Source organism: Rhizobium sp. SEMIA 4085 (assembly GCF_013004495.1).
In the GTDB taxonomy this organism is placed as follows: domain Bacteria; phylum Pseudomonadota; class Alphaproteobacteria; order Rhizobiales; family Rhizobiaceae; genus Rhizobium; species Rhizobium gallicum.
Genome location: NZ_JABEPH010000460.1, coordinates 1 through 3966, shown reverse-complemented (window position 1 = coordinate 3966; position 3966 = coordinate 1). Strand labels below are relative to the sequence as shown.

The window sequence follows — 3966 nt, the reverse complement described above, 5'->3', positions numbered from 1 at the left end:
CCGCTAGGCCGCTCGGCGGCAGCGTCAGATGGGTCTAAGAGACAGCACGAGGAGCCTGCGTCGGTAGCGGCGGTGCCGGAAGAACAAGAAGAAGAACGATGGGACCGCCCGGTCGAGGAAGTTACTGCTGCGGCTGAGGCGGAAGCAGCACCTCCCGAGGAGTGGGCTGCGTCGCATCGCGATGAAGTGCCGGTCGACGAATACGCACTCCCGCCGGAGGAGTATCTCGAGGACGCGCCTGCCGTCGAGGCCGAACCGGCTGTCGAACCGGAACCCCTTCCTCCTGCCGGCGAATACAATCCGTCGAACCGGCTCGTTGAGCCGTTCGTCTCTTTCGAGAAGCCGGAGGAGTTCGTCGAGCACAGCCGCGAGGAGCCGCTGCGCGCCGAAACGGTTGCGCATTTCGATCCCGTCTGGGCCGAGCCGGCTGCCGAAACCCCGGCCGAGCCACCGAAGGACGCAGAGGTTGAATGGGCCACGGAGGAGGTCAGGAACTTCTCAGAAAGCGTTCCTCAAGCGGAGTCGGCCAACGACCACGCGCGCGCCTTCGAGGAAGCCATTGCTGGTCTTCAAAACCCGCCGCCGCCCGCGAAGATGCCGGCCGCAAACCAGGGTTTTTCCTGGGAAGCCGCAGCCTTTGACGATCTGCCGCCGATCGAGGCAGGCACCAACAACAAGAAGGCCCCTGTCGCAGCGCACTTCGACGATTCGGACCTGTTCGCCGAGATCCACGGCAAGCCCGCGGCGCCTGCTGCCGACGTACCGGGCGAAGAGTGGCAGGAAGCCAAGGCCCTTCGGGGTTACGGTCGCCGCGGCGTGGTCGCCGAAGACGACGATTCGGCGCCAACTGCCGATATCGACCAGATCGTTGCCGCCAAACTGCAGAGCAAGAATTTCCGCATGGAACCGAAGCGCCGCCGCTTCGGTATCGGCACGATCATTGCCGTCATCGGCGTGCTGGCATTGCTGGGCGGCGGTGCCTATGCCGCCTGGATGAACCGTGCCGAGCTGATCGCGATGGTTGACAATCTGGTGAGCGCCGCTCCGTCCAAGACAGCCGAGAGCGAGCCCGCTGCTATGCAGAACCAGACGCCGGCAACCCCTTCGACAAACAACACAGAAGCGGCCAAGCCTGCCGAACCTGGCCGGCAGGTTGCCGCGCTCGATGACGGCTCTTCGGTCAACAACAAATTCAACCAGCGCCTCATGGCAGACGGTACGGAAGTCGACAGCGGCCCGGCTGCCATGCCCGGTACGCCGACCGCCGAAGGCAAGTCGGTCTCCGAGCAGAATGTCGCATCCACCGCGCCGGCTCCGCCCGTACAGGCAGGTGGGGCGTCCGCCGAGACGCCGCCGCCGAACGGCCCGTCCGCTGCCCCGCCGCAGGTGCCGGCCGGTGCGAGCGAGAAGATGTTCCTGTATGAGGAGCGGATCGGCCAGAGCTCGCCAACGGCGATCCAGGGGGGCGTCGCCTGGAGCGTCCAGCATGAAGCCGGCCAGGGCGGCAAGCAAGAATCGACGGTGCAGGCCAATGTGACGGTGCCGGAGCGCAATCTTTCGGCTCTCGTGACCTTCAAGCGCAACTCCGATCCGTCGCTTCCGGCGAGCCATCTCGTCGAGATCGTCTTCTCGCTTCCGCCGAATTTCGAAGGCGGCAGCATCGATAGCGTCCAACGCATTTCGATGAAGCGCACGGAGCAGGATCGCGGCGACCCGTTGATTGCGGTTCCTGCCAAAATCACCGATGACTTCCACATGATTGCGCTGAACGATTATCCGGATGCCCGCAAGGCGAACCTCGATCTGCTTTCGACGCGTGACTGGATCGATATTCCGATTACCTATCGCAACGGCCGCCGCGCGCTGATCACGATGCAGAAGGGTCCGACCGGCATAGCAGCCTTCAATACAGCAATCAAAGAATGGGCGGCGCTCGGCGACGTGAGCACGAGCCAGTAGCGCGCTGGTCGCCTGGAAAAGTGGCAACGGGACAACCCGCTGCCGGGCTTAAGTCGTTGGCTTCGTGTATTGCATGCTTTTACGCTCGGCGATGCGTTTCCACCAGGCGGTGAGGCCGGTGTACTGCTCAAGCAGCTTCCGCCCTCCGGGAACCGTCAGGAAATAATCCATCATTGGTGCGATGTCCGCGTCTCCCCCGCGAGCCAAGGCTCCCCATCCATCAAATCCGCATGAGCCTGCAGGCAAACAGGCGCTTTGGATCGAGCGATGGCCACGCCCGCCTCATCGCTTGGCTCTCCGCGCAGCGGCTTCGACACCAGTTCCACATGTATTCCCCAGACGAGGTTGGAGTAGATGTATCCATCCGCGATGCTGATGATCTGGTTCATCCGGGCGCACTGCCTTGGAGTTGCAGGTTGCAGGCCGCGCGGACCGCACATAAACGCTGTAATCCGCGCCGAACAGTTTCGGCCTTTGCCTCATCCCGGAAGGTGCCTCTTGCGAACTTAAAATGAAGAAAGCCGCCTGTCGCAAACTGCAGCAAGCGGCTTTCCGATCTCATGTCGAGGCGCCAACCCGTTATGCCGTGGCTTCGACGACACGGACGGCGTTTGCCCTTTCCAACGCTTCCTTGCGCACCGCGTCCTGCACCTTTTCGAAGGCGCGGACTTCGATCTGGCGCACGCGTTCGCGGCTGATGTCGAACTCGGTTGACAGATCTTCCAGCGTGACCGGATCGTCGGCAAGGCGGCGTGCTTCGAAGATGCGGCGTTCGCGGTCGTTCAGCACGCCCATCGCCTTCGAGAGCATGCGGCGGCGCGTTTCGAGCTCATCCTGCTCGATCAGCACGTCTTCCTGGCTGTCGTGATCGTCCACGAGCCAATCCTGCCACTGCCCGCTGTCGCCTTCGGAGGCCTTGATCGGCGCGTTCAGCGAAGCGTCGCCGGACAGGCGGCGGTTCATCGAAACGACCTCCTCCTCGGAGACGTTCAGCTTCGTGGCGATCTCCGCGACATGCTCCGGCTTCAGGTCGCCTTCGTCGATTGCCTGGATCCGACCCTTGAGGCGGCGCAGGTTGAAGAACAGGCGCTTCTGGTTGGCGGTCGTGCCCATCTTCACCAGCGACCACGAGCGCAGGATATATTCCTGGATCGAGGCCTTGATCCACCACATTGCGTAGGTGGCGAGCCGGAAACCGCGTTCCGGATCAAACTTCTTGACGGCTTGCATGAGGCCGACATTGCCTTCGGACACAACTTCGCCGATCGGCAGGCCGTAGCCGCGGTAGCCCATCGCGATCTTGGCGACGAGACGCAGGTGGCTGGTAACGAGTTTATGCGCAGCTTCGCGGTCACCGTGCTCGGAATAGCGCTTTGCCAGCATATATTCCTGCTGCGGCTCCAGCATCGGAAACTTGCGGATTTCGTCGAGATAACGATTGAGACCGGCTTCGCCGGCGGTAATGGACGGCAAGGTATTGCGGGCCATGATTGCACCCTCCTATATAGATTCCGGTTCCCGATGGAACGCGTCCCCGCGTCTGAACTGGCGAACCGGGACGTGCGGCTCAAATCCAAGCCCGCACTAAGTCAACATACAGATAAGTATGGCGGAACAGCGGTTCAAGCCCATCAAAAGCCTTCACGAAGACGTTATACTGCTAACGTCGGAGCGCTTCTGCGAGTTCCACCATATCTGCGGGGAGGGGCACTTCGAAGTCCATGAGTTCACCCGTGCGGGGATGCTCGAACTGCAGCATATAGGCATGGAGCGCCTGACGGCCGAAGCTGTTGACGACGTTACGTGCTTCATCGGGCAGTAGATTGGCCTTGGTTCTGAAATGCGCTCCATAGACCGTATCGCCAAGCAGCGGATGGCCGATATGGGCCATATGGACGCGAATCTGATGGGTGCGGCCGGTCTCCAGATGGCATTCGACGAGGGCGGCAAGCGCTGGTGCATCCGGGCCCTCGTGGAAGCGTTCCAGCAACGGTCTCTTCTCCACAT

At 62.1% G+C, this 3966-nt stretch carries 5 protein-coding genes; 1 reads left to right on the top strand and 4 read right to left on the bottom strand.

Annotated features, from left to right (window positions below; genetic code table 11):
- A partial coding sequence (locus C9413_RS29085; protein WP_246703880.1) for a hypothetical protein occupies positions 1-1959 on the top strand: 1959 nt, incomplete at its 5' end.
- A gap of 48 nt (positions 1960-2007) precedes the next feature.
- On the opposite strand, the gene C9413_RS34320 is transcribed toward C9413_RS29085, so the two are convergent.
- The 4 genes from C9413_RS34320 to C9413_RS29070 all read right to left on the bottom strand — a co-directional run.
- Positions 2008-2133: a hypothetical protein gene (locus C9413_RS34320; RefSeq protein WP_281408690.1), complete on the bottom strand. Its 126-nt coding sequence runs from the start codon at positions 2131-2133 to the stop codon at positions 2008-2010.
- A complete protein-coding gene (locus C9413_RS33955) occupies positions 2130-2348 on the bottom strand; it encodes a hypothetical protein (protein ID WP_246703879.1) in 219 nt (72 codons plus the stop codon). Before C9413_RS33955 ends, C9413_RS34320 begins: the two co-directional genes overlap by 4 nt.
- Before the next feature lie 190 nt (positions 2349-2538).
- The gene (gene rpoH, locus C9413_RS29075) at positions 2539-3447 is read right to left on the bottom strand and encodes an RNA polymerase sigma factor RpoH (RefSeq protein WP_039845711.1); all 909 of its coding nucleotides are present in this window, start codon (positions 3445-3447) and stop codon (positions 2539-2541) included.
- Positions 3448-3619: 172 nt separating this feature from the next.
- A partial coding sequence (locus C9413_RS29070; protein WP_246703878.1) for a pseudouridine synthase occupies positions 3620-3966 on the bottom strand: 347 nt, incomplete at its 5' end.